The organism is Brevundimonas sp. DC300-4, from assembly GCF_049897365.1.
Lineage (GTDB): Bacteria > Pseudomonadota > Alphaproteobacteria > Caulobacterales > Caulobacteraceae > Brevundimonas.
This window is the reverse complement of the sequence record NZ_JAFCWC010000001.1, coordinates 603,864-616,146: the sequence shown is the minus strand read 5'-3', so window position 1 is coordinate 616,146 and position 12,283 is coordinate 603,864. Positions and strand designations below refer to the sequence as shown.

The 12,283-nt window shown below is 66.7% G+C and carries 16 protein-coding genes; 14 read left to right on the top strand and 2 right to left on the bottom strand.

Annotation, left to right across the window (positions count from 1 at the left end):
* Positions 1-20: 20 nt before the first annotated feature.
* On the top strand, positions 21-2,222 hold the full coding sequence (gene parC, locus ACP7AZ_RS03160) for a DNA topoisomerase IV subunit A (protein ID WP_426035961.1): 2,202 nt from the start codon (positions 21-23) through the stop codon (positions 2,220-2,222).
* Positions 2,219-2,569 carry an arsenate reductase gene (locus ACP7AZ_RS03155; RefSeq protein WP_426035959.1) on the top strand — a complete coding sequence of 117 codons (351 nt, stop codon included), beginning with the start codon at positions 2,219-2,221 and terminating at the stop codon, positions 2,567-2,569. The genes parC and ACP7AZ_RS03155 overlap by 4 nt, the downstream gene beginning before the upstream one ends.
* A gap of 373 nt (positions 2,570-2,942) precedes the next feature.
* On the opposite strand, the gene ACP7AZ_RS03150 is transcribed toward ACP7AZ_RS03155, so the two are convergent.
* Positions 2,943-3,182, bottom strand: coding sequence for a hypothetical protein (locus tag ACP7AZ_RS03150; RefSeq protein ID WP_426035957.1), 240 nt, complete (start codon positions 3,180-3,182; stop codon positions 2,943-2,945).
* A 124-nt stretch (positions 3,183-3,306) separates the two neighbouring features.
* Between ACP7AZ_RS03150 and ACP7AZ_RS03145 the strand changes: the two genes are divergently transcribed.
* Genes ACP7AZ_RS03145 through ACP7AZ_RS03130 form a run of 4 tightly spaced genes read left to right on the top strand, consistent with a single transcriptional unit; the run spans position 3,307 to position 4,570 of the window.
* Positions 3,307-3,714: a hypothetical protein gene (locus ACP7AZ_RS03145; protein WP_426035955.1), complete on the top strand. Its 408-nt coding sequence runs from the start codon at positions 3,307-3,309 to the stop codon at positions 3,712-3,714.
* 24 nt (positions 3,715-3,738) lie between these two features.
* Positions 3,739-4,041 (top strand): RNA polymerase sigma factor, encoded by a 303-nt coding sequence (locus tag ACP7AZ_RS03140; protein ID WP_426035953.1) that lies wholly within the window; start codon positions 3,739-3,741, stop codon positions 4,039-4,041.
* On the top strand, positions 4,042-4,281 hold the full coding sequence (locus tag ACP7AZ_RS03135; RefSeq protein WP_426035951.1) for an RNA polymerase sigma factor: 240 nt from the start codon (positions 4,042-4,044) through the stop codon (positions 4,279-4,281).
* Positions 4,271-4,570, top strand: a complete 300-nt coding sequence (locus tag ACP7AZ_RS03130; protein WP_426035949.1) for a hypothetical protein — start codon at positions 4,271-4,273, stop codon at positions 4,568-4,570. The genes ACP7AZ_RS03135 and ACP7AZ_RS03130 overlap by 11 nt, the downstream gene beginning before the upstream one ends.
* Here ACP7AZ_RS03130 and ACP7AZ_RS03125 read toward each other — a convergent pair.
* Entirely contained in the window at positions 4,567-5,091 is a 525-nt protein-coding gene (locus tag ACP7AZ_RS03125; protein WP_426035947.1) for a hypothetical protein, read from the bottom strand. The two genes, ACP7AZ_RS03130 and ACP7AZ_RS03125, sit on opposite strands and share 4 nt — an antisense overlap.
* Before the next feature lie 214 nt (positions 5,092-5,305).
* Here ACP7AZ_RS03125 and ACP7AZ_RS03120 point away from each other — a divergent pair, with 214 nt between their 5' ends.
* The 8 genes from ACP7AZ_RS03120 (at position 5,306) to ACP7AZ_RS03085 (ending at position 12,257) form a co-directional block, all read left to right on the top strand.
* Positions 5,306-5,716, top strand: coding sequence for a DUF6249 domain-containing protein (locus ACP7AZ_RS03120; RefSeq protein WP_425990923.1), 411 nt, complete (start codon positions 5,306-5,308; stop codon positions 5,714-5,716).
* 40 nt (positions 5,717-5,756) lie between these two features.
* Positions 5,757-6,320: an RNA polymerase sigma factor gene (locus ACP7AZ_RS03115; protein ID WP_426035945.1), complete on the top strand. Its 564-nt coding sequence runs from the start codon at positions 5,757-5,759 to the stop codon at positions 6,318-6,320.
* Positions 6,310-6,729 (top strand): hypothetical protein, encoded by a 420-nt coding sequence (locus tag ACP7AZ_RS03110; RefSeq protein ID WP_426035943.1) that lies wholly within the window; start codon positions 6,310-6,312, stop codon positions 6,727-6,729. The genes ACP7AZ_RS03115 and ACP7AZ_RS03110 overlap by 11 nt, the downstream gene beginning before the upstream one ends.
* 80 nt (positions 6,730-6,809) lie before the next feature.
* Entirely contained in the window at positions 6,810-7,646 is an 837-nt protein-coding gene (gene panB, locus ACP7AZ_RS03105; RefSeq protein WP_426035941.1) for a 3-methyl-2-oxobutanoate hydroxymethyltransferase, read from the top strand.
* A 97-nt stretch (positions 7,647-7,743) separates the two neighbouring features.
* Entirely contained in the window at positions 7,744-8,514 is a 771-nt protein-coding gene (locus ACP7AZ_RS03100) for a tetratricopeptide repeat protein (RefSeq protein WP_426035939.1), read from the top strand.
* An 11-nt stretch (positions 8,515-8,525) separates the two neighbouring features.
* Positions 8,526-9,995 (top strand): PQQ-binding-like beta-propeller repeat protein, encoded by a 1,470-nt coding sequence (locus tag ACP7AZ_RS03095; RefSeq protein WP_426035937.1) that lies wholly within the window; start codon positions 8,526-8,528, stop codon positions 9,993-9,995.
* A 32-nt stretch (positions 9,996-10,027) separates the two neighbouring features.
* Complete coding sequence (gene der, locus ACP7AZ_RS03090; protein WP_426035935.1) at positions 10,028-11,641, top strand: ribosome biogenesis GTPase Der; 1,614 nt, start codon at positions 10,028-10,030, stop codon at positions 11,639-11,641.
* 67 nt (positions 11,642-11,708) lie between these two features.
* Complete coding sequence (locus ACP7AZ_RS03085; RefSeq protein ID WP_426035933.1) at positions 11,709-12,257, top strand: lysozyme inhibitor LprI family protein; 549 nt, start codon at positions 11,709-11,711, stop codon at positions 12,255-12,257.
* Positions 12,258-12,283 lie beyond the last annotated feature (26 nt).

Below are 12,283 nucleotides of genomic sequence, written 5' to 3'. Positions count from 1 at the left end.
CCTGAGTGATTCGCAGCCCCATGACCATCCACACCCCTCCGCCCGAAGGCGGCCGTATCGTCGACGAGCCGATGGCCGAGGCCCTGTCGCGCCGCTATCTGGCCTACGCCCTGTCGACGATCACCAACCGGGCCCTGCCGGACGTGCGCGACGGATTCAAGCCGGTGCACCGGCGGATCATGTACGCCATGCACCAGATGCGGCTGAACCCGCAGGCCGCAGCGCGGAAATGCGCCAAGGTCGTCGGCGAGGTGATGGGCACCTATCACCCGCATGGCGACGCCTCGATCTATGACGCTCTGGTCCGCCTGGCCCAGGACTTCGCCCAGCGCTATCCGCTCGTCGACGGGCAGGGGAATTTCGGCAACATCGACGGCGATAACGCCGCAGCCATGCGCTACACCGAGTGCAAGCTGACGGCGGCGGCAGTGCTGCTGATGGACGGAATCGATCAGGATTCCGTGGACTTCCGCCCAACCTATGATGACCAGGACGAGGAGCCGGTGGTCCTGCCGGCCGGGTTCCCGAACCTGCTGGCCAATGGATCGTCGGGCATCGCCGTGGGCATGGCGACCTCGATCCCTCCGCACAATGTCGGCGAGTTGATCGATGCCTGTCTGCTGCTGCTGGACAGGCCGGAGGCGACGACGTCGGAGCTGGGCGAGATCGTCCCGGGACCGGATTTCCCGACCGGCGGCGTGGCCGTTGAGGGCCATGCCTCGATCCTCGAGGCCTATGAGACCGGGCGCGGCGGCGTACGTCTGCGGGCGCGCTGGGAGCGGGAGCCGCTGGACCGGGGCGGCTACCAGATCGTCATCACCGAGGTCCCGTATCAGGTCCAGAAGGGCAAGCTGATCGAGGCCCTGGCGGAGCTGATCGAACAGAAGAAGGCGCCGCTGCTGGGCGATGTGCGCGACGAGTCAGCCGAGGACATCCGCGTCGTCATCGAGCCCAAGAGCCGAAACATCGACGCCGAGAGCCTGATGGAGAGCCTGTTCCGGCTGTCGGACCTGGAGATCCGCTTCCCGGTCAACATGAACGTGCTGGACGCGACCGGCACGCCGCACGTCATGGGTCTGAAGCCTTGTCTGCAGGCCTTCCTGGATCACCGGCGCGAGGTGCTGAACCGCAGGTCGCAGTGGCGGATCGAGCGGGTCGAGAAGCGTCTGCACCTGCTGGAAGGGCTCAGGATCGTCTTCCTGAACCTGGACGAGGTGATCCGGATCGTGCGTGAGGAGGAACAGCCGAAGGCTGTGATGATCGCCCGGTTTGGCCTGACCGAGATGCAGGCGGACTACATTCTCGACACCCGACTGCGTCAGCTGGCGCGGATCGAGGAAATGGCGATCGAGAACGAATACAAGGCTCTGGCCGAGGAACTTGCGAATCTGCAGACACTGTCGTCCTCGCCCGCCAAACAGTGGAAGAAGATCGGACAGGAGCTGGCCGCGACGCGCAAGGCCATGGTCTCACCGCGCCGGACGACGATCGCCGAGGCCGTGGATGCCTCGGCCTTCGTGACCGCCGAGGCCTTCATTCCCAAGGAAGCGATCACGGTGATCCTCTCCGAGCGGGGCTGGATTCGCGCTGTAAAGGGCAAGGTCGACGATCCTTCCGAGCTGAAGTTCAAGGAGGGGGACAGTCTCGGCTTCCTCGTGCCGGCTTTCACGACCGACAAGCTGCTTGTGGCGGCTTCGGATGGCCGGGTGTTTACGGTCGGGGCCGACAAGCTGGCCTCCGGGCGTGGGCATGGCGAGCCTCTACGGCTGATGATCGAGCTGGAGGAGAGCGCGGGCATCATCGCCGTCCTGGCGCACCAGCCGGGCTCGAAACTGCTGATGGCGTCGAAGGCCGGTTACGGCTTCATCGCGCCGGAAGACGAGCTGCTGGCCCAGAAGCGCGGCGGGAAACAGGTGCTGAACGGCGACCTGCTGGCCGTGATCCGGGTCACCGGCGACCACATCGTCACCATCGGCGAGAATCTGAAGACCCTGATCTTCAAGGCCGAGGAGCTGCCCGAGATGGGCCGCGGCAAGGGCGTCAAGCTGCAGTCCTTCAAACAGGGCGGCCTGACCGACATCGCGGTCTTCATCGGCGACGTCGGGCCGGAATGGGTCGACGGCGGCGGACGCCGTCGCAACTGGCCCGACTGGAAGGACTGGCTGGGCAAGCGCGCCGGGGCGGGTCGTATGGGACCGCGCGGGTTGAGGAAGTTCCGGTGATCCCGACCCTCTACGGCATCCCCAACTGCGACACGGTGAAGAAGGCGCGCGTCTGGCTGGATCAGCACGGGCGCGCTTTTCTCTTCCATGACTACAAGAAGGTCGGGATCGACCGGGCGTCGCTCGAAGGTTGGGTCGCCGAGCATGGCTGGGAGGTCGTGCTGAACCGGAACGGCACGACGTTCAAGGCACTGGACGCGGCCGATAAGGAAGGGTTGGACGCCGACAAGGCCACCGCCTTGATGCTGGCGCAGCCGTCGATGATCAAACGGCCGGTGCTGGATCTGGGCGACCAGACGATCGTCGGATTCAAGCCCGCTTTCTATGAGGCTGCCTTCCCGGCCTGAGCCGTGTCCGGTTGGGCCGGACGAAAAACACCCTGACGAACCGGACGAAACGGACGAAATCGAGGGAAATCGTCTGGAAAATCAGAGGTGGCTTGCGGATGGGGCCGATCGGATTCGTCCGAACAGCGGGCGGATGTTGGACGTGTCAAAGACCGTCCCGCGGAGATGGTGGGCCTTCTTCACGGGCGCAAGGCATGGATAGGAAATAAATCCGCACCACCTCAAGAATCCCGCTCATCCCCGCGGAAGTGGGGACCCAGTGCTTTCGTTGGGCACGGTGCGTGGGATCAATACCAGTGCAAAGTCCGGCGGGCGCCGAGCGCCCAAAGAACTGGGTCCCCGCCTCCGCGGGGATGATCGGAGGGTGGGGACGTTACCCCTCGACGTCCGTCTCCGGGCGGTCGTGGCCGTCGGCGCGTTCGGTGATCCAGTCGCCGTTGCTGTCGGCGTATTCGATCATGGCGTTGTCGTCGGACACCTTCTGCTCGCGGGCGGCGCGGACGGCGGCGGCCTTGGCGGCGTCGTGATCGGGGAAGGTCTCGGAGAAGGTGTCGCCGACCTTGTAGGCCCAGCCGCCGTCGTGCTCGACGATGCGATATGTGACATGGCTCATGATGCGACTCCGGTGGGGGATTTCGGCCTTGATGGCATTTTCTTCGCCGACGTGCATCCATTCACATGGTCGGCGCCGACCACTCATCGAAAGCGCGGGCGATGGGCCGGCGCCCAAGAGGTGAATGACGATGGTCGAACTGTTCCAATCCTTCTGGTGGCTTCTGTTCCCGCTCGGTTGGTTCGTCTTCGGCGGCTTCAACGCCATGGTGAACTACTACCGCCAGAAGAACGTGCTGAAGATCATCAAGACCTACGCTGACCGGGGCGAACAGCCGCCCGAGGCGCTGCTGAAGATCGTGGAGCAACCGATCGACGATCGCCACGAGTACACGCAGAACAGGCGGATGGACGACGGCAACGGTTTCTCGGTCGTGCTGTTCGGGATCATGGCCGTGGGCTTCGGCTACGCCAGCTGGTCGAACATGTACGGGGCCGGCGACGCCTTCCTGATCGTGGCCTTCGTGATGGGCGCCCTGGCCGCGGCCTCGCTGGTCTCGAGCCTTCTCGGTCGTCGACGCCGCCGGGACTGATGTCGGTCCGTGGGGGGCATGAGGATGGACGGCGCCTCAGTGGATGTGGGGCTGGTGGCGGCCGCGCGCGCCGGTTCGGACGCCGCCTTCGCGCGGCTGGTCGAACGGCACCAGGCGCCGGTGCGGGCCTTTCTCAGGCGGCTGCTGGGACGCAATTGGGACGAGGCGGACGACCTGGCCCAGGATGTATTCGTGGCGGCCTGGGGTTCCCTGGGGCGGCTGAAGGATCCGGCTGGTGTGCGATCCTGGCTGTTCGGCATCGCCTGGCGCAAGGGGCAGGACCGGATTCGGTCGGGCCTGCGATCGCAGGCGCGCGACCGGTCGTAGTTGGACGAGACGGCGCCGACGGGCGGGATCTCGGAAGAGGACCGGCTGGCCCTCGCCGATGCGATGGCCGGACTGCCGGCGGACCAGAGGGCCTGCGTCGCGCTTTGCCTCGCAGACGGCTGGTCGCATTCGGACGCAGCCGAAGCGCTGGGCCTGCCGCTCGGGACCGTAAAGTCCCATGTTGCGAGGGGCAGGGCGCGGTTGCTGGCCGCGTTGACGGGAGGGTCCGATGACGCCTGAGGAACGGCTGAACGCATTCTTCGCCGAGGCGACGCCGGCGGCGCGCGACCTGGGCTTTCAGGCCGGGGTCGCCGAGCGGGTCGCTCGCCGGCGCGCGGTCGCCACCGTCGTCGCCCTGATCCCGTGGACCATCGCGGCCATGGTGCTGTGCTGGGCCGTCGGACCGATGATGGCGCCGGTGGTCGAGGGCATGGGCCAGACCCTGGCGCCCGCCACCGCCATCCTGATGCTGACGGGGCTGGGCGTGGTCGTGCTGACGGCGTCGGCGCAGCGGCTGAGGCCGCTCTAGGCGGCTTCGAGCGCCTCAAGCTCCTGCTCGTCGGCGTCCATATACTTGAGGCAGAGGTCGCGTGACGCCCGGAGAGATCGTTCGGTGATTGCGGCGACGAGCGGGCGCGCCGTCTCGTGGTCAGCGTCGGCGCAGACGAAATAGTAGCTGCCATGCTCGGGGATCAGAGCGAGGACGCCTGCCGCGTTGTAAACCAGTGCCTGGCTGAGAGCGTAGTTGAGGCCCTCCGCATATTCGCCGTCGGTCTCGGGGGCGATCGCGGGAACGAGCGCCAACCATTCCGGGTCGCCGGTGGCCATGCCGTCGAACACCTTCTGAATGCCGGTAGGGTCCGCAGGACCGGTGAGCACGGCGACGGTGTGGGCCGCTCCGTCGGCTGCGATCAGGTCGGCGACGTGTGCGGCGGTCAGGGCCTGCGGCTCGGCCGTCTCGGTTTCAGCCGTTGCTTCGGTCCTCGGAGAACAGGCGGCCGCGAGGGCTGCACAGAAGACGAAGGTCAGAAGCTGAGGGCGACGAAGCATACGAAGTATCCTGCGATCTGATTGATCTTGAAGAGACGCTACGGTGTTCGCCCGCGATCCGCCATCTCCGGACGGAGCGCGTCAGAATGGGTCAGGCGTCACCTTACGAAGAATTCACGTCGCTGATCGCATCCGTTGGGCGTCGCCGGCGCCTCTTGTGATCAGAAGGTTCGGGCATCAGGCTCCGGCCCATCATCGAAAGAGGGGATATCCCATGGAAGACTTCATTCCGATCTTCGCCATCTTCGCCGTCTTCGGCTCCATCACGGCCATCATCGTCGGCCCGACCTATTTCAAGAGCCGTGAACGCCGCGAGATGCAGGCGACTGTCCGCGCCGCCATCGACAAGGGACAGCCCCTGCCGCCGGAGGTCATCGACGCGCTGAGCACGGAAGCGACGAAGAACATTCCGTCGCGAAGCCGCGACATCCGCCGGGGCATCATCTGGCTGGCCGTCGGCATCGGCATGGCCGCCTTCAGCCTGATCAACGACCTGCGTGGCTTTGGTGACGACTGGAACGACGGCCCCAACTTCGATGGCGGGCTGCTGGGCCTGGCGGCGATCCCGATCACCATCGGCCTTGCCTTCATCGTCCTGAGCTTCTTCAACAAGAACAAGGACTGAGCACGGTCAGGCATCTCCAGGAAAGTTGGGGGGAACTGTCATGCCCAAGGCCCTTTTGGACCACCACGACGTCGAACTCGCCGCCCTCGCGGCGGCGGGTGGACGGCGGGAGTTCGGCGAACTGGTCCGCCGCCACGGCTCGGCCGTGCGGTTCCTGCTGCGACGCATGGGAGCGCAGGTCGCCGAGGCCGACGACGTCGCCCAGGACGCCTTCCTGCAGGCGTTCGAGAAATGCGCGGAGTTCCGGGGCGAGGGCACCTTCGCCGCCTGGGTCAAGCGGATCGCCGCGCGCCTCTATCTAAAGCGCAAGGCGAGGGACGCCCGCTACGTCGCGGAAGTTGAACCGGGCGAGGACGATGCGGCTCCCGCACGCGATCAGGCGGGGCTGGTCGACCTCGACGAGGCGTTGAAGGGGTTGAACGAAACCGAACGTCTCTGCGTCTCCCTGTGCCATGGCGCGGGGCTGTCTCATCCCGAGATCGCCACGGCCATGAATCTGCCGCTTGGAACGGTGAAGTCTCATGTCAAACGTGGTCTGGATAAACTCCGCGCCCGGCTTTCGCCGGATGTCGGACAGTCGGGGAGGTCGACCCATGTCGGCTGATGAATTCGATCCGATGATCGAGCGGCTGTTCGCGCGCTCGCCCCAGATGGCCGACGCCAGCCTGTTCGCGGTCGAGGTCGAGACGAAACTGCATTCGTCCAGTCGGGTGCGCACCCTGGCCCTGACCGTCGCCGGCCTGATCGGCGGGGTTATCGCGGTCAGGGAATCGATGAACCTGAACCTGCATCTGTCGAACGATCAGGCCCCCGTGGCCGGCCGGGTGATCGGACAGGGGTTGGAGGCCGCCAGCCTGAACGTCCAGGGCGCGGTGGGCTCCGGCCTGTCGCAGCTTGGCCTATCGGACCTGACGCTGGGCTCGATGGGCGGGATGCAGTTGTTCTGGATCGCCGCCGGCGCCCTGATCGCCATCGCGGCGGCGGGCGTGGTGAGGCTGTCGCAAGACGTCTGATCGAGGGCATGACGAGAAGGGGGCGGGTCGACGGAACCGGCCCGACCCCCTATCTCTCCGCCGCCATCAGCGGAGCATCCATGTCGAGCCAGAAACAGGAAGTCGTGAAACGGATCACGGTCCCGGAGATCACCGCACGCAAGGGCGGCGAACCGATCGTGATGCTGACCGCCTATGATGCGCCGACGGCAGCGATCATGGATCCTCACTGCGACGTGCTTCTGGTCGGCGACAGCCTGGGCATGGCGGTGCACGGCATGACCTCGACGGTCGGCGTTACCCTGGAGATGATGATCCTGCACGGCCAGGCGGTGATGCGGGGCTCGAAACGGGCCCTGGTGGTCATCGACATGCCGTTCGGCAGTTATGAGGCCGGGGTCGAACAGGCCTACGCTAACGCCGTCCGCATCCTCAAGGAGACCGGCGCCCAGGCGGTGAAGGTCGAGAGCGGCCCGGAAGTGCCCGCCACGATCGAATATCTGGTGAAGCGCGGCGTGCCGGTGATGGGTCACGTCGGCCTGCTGCCGCAGTCGATCAACATCGACGGGTCGTTCAAGGCCAAGGGTCGGGAAGCGGCGGAGCATGCGCGAATCCTGCAATCCGCTCATGACACGGCCGACGCCGGGGCCTTCTCCGTGGTCATCGAGGGCGTGGCGGAAGGTCTGGCCCGCGAGATCACCGAGGCGATCGCCAGGCCGACCATCGGCATCGGCGCCTCGGCGGCCTGCGACGGACAGGTGCTGGTCACGCCCGACATGCTGGGGATGTTCGACTGGACCCCGAAATTCGTGCGGAAATACGCCGATCTGCGCGCAGAGATCGGCCGCGCGGTCGAAACCTATGCTGCCGATGTGAGGGCCCGCCGTTTTCCTGCCGAAGTCGAGACCTACTTCTCCAAAAAGTCGGCTCTGCCGTAGCCCCCGTCTTGTCTTCAAGAGGCGTTGCGAGGGCGAGGGCGACCCTCTAGGGTCCGCGCCGATTGGCTTTTCAGCGTTTTTTGGGGCGGCTCCGCTAGTGACTGATGTCTTCGAAGAGGTCGAGGAGGAGATTCGCTCCGAACGCCTCAAGCGCCTGGCGCGCAACTGGCTTCCCATTCTGGGCGGCGTCCTGCTCGTCGCGCTCATCGCCGCCCTGGCGTGGTGGGGCTGGCAGAGCTTCCAGACCAGCCGCGCGAACGCGGGCTCGATCGCCTATCAGCGCGGCCTCGAGTCCCTGCAGACCGGCAACTCCGCCGGGGCCGAGACGGCCTTCGCCGAGGCCGAGAAGGCCGGCAACGGCGCCTACAAGGCTCTGGCCCTGCAACAGCGCGCCGGCCTGGCCGTCGCCGCCAACCGCATTCCGGACGCCATCCAGCTGTTTGACGACGCCGCCAAGGCCTCGGGCGATCCGATCCTGCACGATACGGCCGTCTACAAGTCGGCGCTGCTGATGATGGACAACGGCGCCACCCTTGAAACGCTGGAAGCGAAGCTGGAGCCCCTGACCAAGGAGGGCCGGCCGATGCTGCCCTTCGCCCAGGAAGCCCTGGGCATGGCCCGCCTGCAGTTCAACAAGCCCGCCGAGGCCCGCGAGGTCTTCGTGCTGCTGACGCTCGGCCAGGACGTGCCGGATTCGGTGCGCCAACGCGCGCAGGCCGCTATCGGTATGATCGATACCGGCGTCGCCGCAGGCCTGCCGGCCATCGTGGCGGCGCAGGCCGTGACGCCGCCGGCCCCTCCCGCCCCGACGGCCGACCAACTCGCCCAGGCCGCGCAGGTCCAGGCCGCCCAGGCTGCCCAACCGTGAAGACCCGCCTGATGACGACCGGAGTTCGGATGACGACCGTGACGCGCGTGCTGAAGACCGCCATCGTCCTGGGGCTCGCCGCCTCTCTGGCGTCCTGCGCCTCGGCGCGGCGCATCCTGCCGTTCGGGCTGGGCGAGGACAAATCGCCCCAGGCGACGGCGAGCGAAGGACAGCGCGTCTCCATCCTGGCCTTCGATCAGCAACTGGCTCCAGCGGCCGGGCTGGCCGGTCGCGACTTCTTCCTCCCGGGGCCCGTGGCCGCGACGTCCTGGCCGATGCCTGGCGGAAACGCCGAGGCCTCGATCGAGCATGTGATCGCCGCGCCGCAGTTCACCATCGGCTGGCGCCGGCGCATCGGCTCCGGCTCGACGCGCACGCGTCAGGTCATGGCGCCGGTCGTGGCCGACGCCGGCAAGGTCTTCGTCATGGATGGCGAATCGACAGTCACGGCCGTGGACGCCGCCTCGGGCGAGGTGGTCTGGAAGGTCGATGTGAAACCGACCGGACGTGAAGCGGCCGGTGGCGTCTCCGCCTTCGGCCTGCCCATTCCCTTCGTCAGCGAGGGCGGCGGATCGCTCAGCGGCGGGTTCGGCGGCGGCGTGGCCGTCAGCGGCGGCAAGGTCTTCGTCGCGTCCGGCTATCGCACCATGACGGCGCTGGACGCCGCGACAGGCGCCGTGGTCTGGACGCAGCCGGTCGATGTGCCGATCCACGGCGCGCCGACGGTCGCGGGCAGCCGGGTCTATGTCATCGACGTCGACAACCAGATCATCGCCTTCAACACCACGACCGGCCTGCAGGACTGGTCCTATCGCGGTATCGCCGAGCCGGCCCGCGTCATGCGCGCGTCCAGCCCGTCGGTTAGCGGCGACACGGTCATCGCGCCCTTCTCGTCCGGTGAGGTCGTCGCCCTGCGCGCCACCAACGGCCAGCCGGTCTGGAACGAGGTGCTGTCGCGCACCAGCCGCACCAGCGCCCTGTCGGAGATCCGAGACATCGCCGGTCGCCCGGTGATTTCGCGCGGCTTCGTCTATGCGGTCAGCCACTCGGGCGTGCTGCAGGCGATGGACATCCGCACCGGCCAGCCCAAATGGACCCTGCCGGTCGCGGGCGTTAACGCGCCCCTGCCGGCCGGCGACGTCGTCTATGTCGTGTCCAAGTCGGGGGAGCTGACCCTGATCAATCGCGACTCAGGCGCCGTCTACTGGACGCGCGACCTGAACGAGGGTCGCGTGCGTCAGGAAGGCGGATTCCTGGGCTTCTTCGACCGCACCGTGCGACCGGAATGGTCCGGACCGATCCTGGCGTCGAACCGGCTGGTCCTGGTCAATTCGGACGGCGAAGCCGTGGCCTTCGATCCAAAGACCGGCGCCTTGACGGCCACGCTGAACCTCGGCGCGCCCGCCTATATTGCTCCGGCCGCCTACAACGGCGCGCTTTACGTCCTGACCAACGACGGCGAACTGATCAGCATTCGCTGACCAAAAACCGCGAAACACGCTAGAAGGCCGACATGGCACTGAAGCTCGCCATCGTCGGCCGCCCCAATGTGGGCAAGTCGACACTGTTCAACAGGCTGGTCGGCAAGCGCCTTGCGCTGGTCGACGATCGCCCAGGCGTGACCCGTGATCGTCGCTACGCCGACGGCAATATCGGCGACATGGACCTGACGCTGATCGACACGGCGGGTTACGAGGACGTCAACGACGACAGCCTTGAATCGCGGATGCGCGAGCAGACCGAGCTGGCGCTGGAAGACGGCGATCTGATCCTGTTCATGATGGATGCGCGCGAGGGGGTGACCTCGCTGGATCAGATCTTCGCCGAGCGGCTGCGCAAACAGCACAAGCCGGTCATCCTGCTGGCCAACAAGTCCGAGAGCCGAGAGAGCGGAGGCGGTGTCGGCGAGGCCTATTCTCTGGGCTTCGGAGAGCCCGTCGCCATCTCCGCCGAGCACGGCGAGGGCATGGCCGACCTCTATGCCGCGATCCGCGACGCCTCGGTAGACATGTACATCGAGGAGGTCGACGAGCCCGACAAGCCGATCCGCATCGCCATCATCGGCCGCCCGAACGCCGGCAAGTCGACCCTGATCAACCGCCTGATCGGCGAGGACCGGCTGCTGACCGGCCCCGAGGCCGGGATCACGCGCGATTCCATCTCGGTGGACTGGGAATACGATGGCCAGAACATCCGCCTCGTCGACACGGCCGGGATGCGTCGCAAGGCCCGGGTGCAGGAGAAGCTGGAGAAGCTGTCGGTCGCCGACACCATCCGCGCCATCACCTTCGCCGAGGTCGTCGTCCTCGTCATGGACAAGGACAACGCCTTCGACGTCCAGGACCTGCAACTCGCCGACCTGGTCGAGCGCGAGGGCCGGGCACTGGTGTACGTGGCCGCCAAATGGGACCTCGAAGAGGACCCCCAGGCGCGCATGGCCGAGCTGAAGCATCTGGCGGAAGACAAGCTGCCTCAGTTGAAGGGTTCGCCGTTCGTCGCCTTGTCGGCGCACTCGGGCCGTGGCGTCGACCGGCTGATGCCGGCGGTGCTGAAGGCGCACGAGACCTGGTCGGTCAAGGTCAAGACCAAGGACCTCAACGACTGGCTGTCCCTGGCGACCCAGAGGCACCCGCCGCCCGCCGTCGACGGCAAGCGGATCAAGACCAAATACATGGCCCAGACCAAGGCCCGCCCGCCCACCTTCGTGCTGTTCGCCAGCCGGGGCGGCAATCTGCCTGAGCACTATATCCGCTATCTGACCAACTCGATCCGCGAGAGCTTCGACCTGCCCGGCGTGCCGATCCGCCTGACGGTCAAGGGCGGGTCGGAGAACCCCTATGCGACGGGCGGCGCCAAGTCGGGGCCGGAACGCTACAAGGGCGACGCCAAGACCGCGCCGCGCGCTGTGCGCAAGAAGGCGGAAGAGGAATCGCATCTGCCCGGCAAGGCGCTGGAGCAGAAGAAGACCCGCGTCGCCAAGCCGCGCATCATCGGTGCGGTGAAGAACAGCGCGTCGAAGAAGGCCGGGTCATCGGTCGCCGTCCAGAAGGGCGCGCGCGGAGGGGCGAGGCAGGTCTCGCGGTCGGGACGTGTGCGGACCGGTCAGAAGCACGCGCCGAAGAAGTAGGGCGTTTGCCGTTTGACGGTTTGCGTCGATCGGGTTCATTTCGCGGTTTCCGGGAACGACACACACCATGATCGCCGCCCTCGTCATGTCCATCTTGATGCAGGTGACGGGCCCATCCGCCGCCGAGCTGGAGGCGTTGAACCGCGCCTCCCTTGAATCGGCTGCTGCCGCCGCCGGAGACGCTGCAGCCGCATCCGCAGCGTCCTCGCATCCGGCCCGCCCTTTCGACTGCGTCAGAGACGGCTCCACCCCGCAGATCAACGCCTGCCTCGCGCAGGACCTCGCGGCGGAGGAGGCTCGGATGGATCGGTATCTGGCTGCTGCGCGGGAACAGGCAAGGTCAAGCGATGAACTGCCGCGTGCCTTCGGCGGGCCAAGCGCGCAGCGTGCTTATCTGGCGGCCTCACAGGCCGCCTGGACCGCATATGCGCGCATCGTCTGCGAGGGCGTCGACGACAGCTTCAAGGATGGCTCCATCCACACGGCGATGTTCCTGAGTTGCATGACCGACATAACCCTGGAGCGAACCCGGGTCATCTGGCGCGACCATCTCAGCTATTGGGACTCCACGCCGCCGATCTTGCCTGAACCCTTCGCGCAAGCCATCCCTGAATAGGGCCGAGCAGGGCACGGCAGCCCGCA

Bases quoted from the DNA above. Each gene is read 5' to 3' on its own strand.
- ACP7AZ_RS03110 (WP_426035943.1), top strand. From the start codon at position 6,310: ATGTCGGCTGATGAATTCGATCCGATGATCGAGCGGCTGTTCGCGCGC.
- ACP7AZ_RS03140 (WP_426035953.1), top strand. From the start codon at position 3,739: ATGGACGGCGCCTCAGTGGATGTGGGGCTGGTGGCGGCCGCGCGCGCC.
- ACP7AZ_RS03095 (WP_426035937.1), top strand. From the start codon at position 8,526: ATGACGACCGGAGTTCGGATGACGACCGTGACGCGCGTGCTGAAGACC.
- ACP7AZ_RS03145 (WP_426035955.1), top strand. From the start codon at position 3,307: ATGACGATGGTCGAACTGTTCCAATCCTTCTGGTGGCTTCTGTTCCCG.
- ACP7AZ_RS03085 (WP_426035933.1), top strand. From the start codon at position 11,709: ATGATCGCCGCCCTCGTCATGTCCATCTTGATGCAGGTGACGGGCCCA.
- ACP7AZ_RS03125 (WP_426035947.1), bottom strand. From the start codon at position 5,091: ATGCTTCGTCGCCCTCAGCTTCTGACCTTCGTCTTCTGTGCAGCCCTC.
- panB (WP_426035941.1), top strand. From the start codon at position 6,810: ATGTCGAGCCAGAAACAGGAAGTCGTGAAACGGATCACGGTCCCGGAG.
- ACP7AZ_RS03150 (WP_426035957.1), bottom strand. From the start codon at position 3,182: ATGAGCCATGTCACATATCGCATCGTCGAGCACGACGGCGGCTGGGCC.
- ACP7AZ_RS03120 (WP_425990923.1), top strand. From the start codon at position 5,306: ATGGAAGACTTCATTCCGATCTTCGCCATCTTCGCCGTCTTCGGCTCC.
- parC (WP_426035961.1), top strand. From the start codon at position 21: ATGACCATCCACACCCCTCCGCCCGAAGGCGGCCGTATCGTCGACGAG.
- ACP7AZ_RS03130 (WP_426035949.1), top strand. From the start codon at position 4,271: ATGACGCCTGAGGAACGGCTGAACGCATTCTTCGCCGAGGCGACGCCG.
- ACP7AZ_RS03115 (WP_426035945.1), top strand. From the start codon at position 5,757: ATGCCCAAGGCCCTTTTGGACCACCACGACGTCGAACTCGCCGCCCTC.
- der (WP_426035935.1), top strand. From the start codon at position 10,028: ATGGCACTGAAGCTCGCCATCGTCGGCCGCCCCAATGTGGGCAAGTCG.